At 45.0% G+C, this 229-nt stretch carries 1 pseudogene; it reads left to right on the top strand.

The window, feature by feature from the left end:
• A pseudogene (locus LVD47_RS23575) lies at positions 1-229 on the top strand (MotA/TolQ/ExbB proton channel family protein); the annotation flags it as partial.

Below are 229 nucleotides of genomic sequence, written 5' to 3'. Positions count from 1 at the left end.
AGTCAGAGCTCAAGAGCTCAGTAACGGGTGTTGATGCAAACTTATATCAGAAAGATATCGATGCTATTGTTGCAGCTAAATCACTGCCAACGTTGACCCAACTTCAGGCGATGTGGCGCAGCATGGAAGAACAAATCAAAGCAAGTGGTGAGATGGCAAACGTCTCTTTCACACTGCTAAATGGCGAAGGTCGTGAACAAACGGTTAATGGTGTTCGTCTTGGTTCTAT

It is taken from the genome of Membranihabitans maritimus, from assembly GCF_021729145.1.
Lineage (GTDB): Bacteria > Bacteroidota > Bacteroidia > Chitinophagales > Saprospiraceae > Membranihabitans > Membranihabitans maritimus.
Note: the sequence above shows the minus strand (reverse complement) of the source record. Positions and strands in the feature narration are given on the sequence as shown.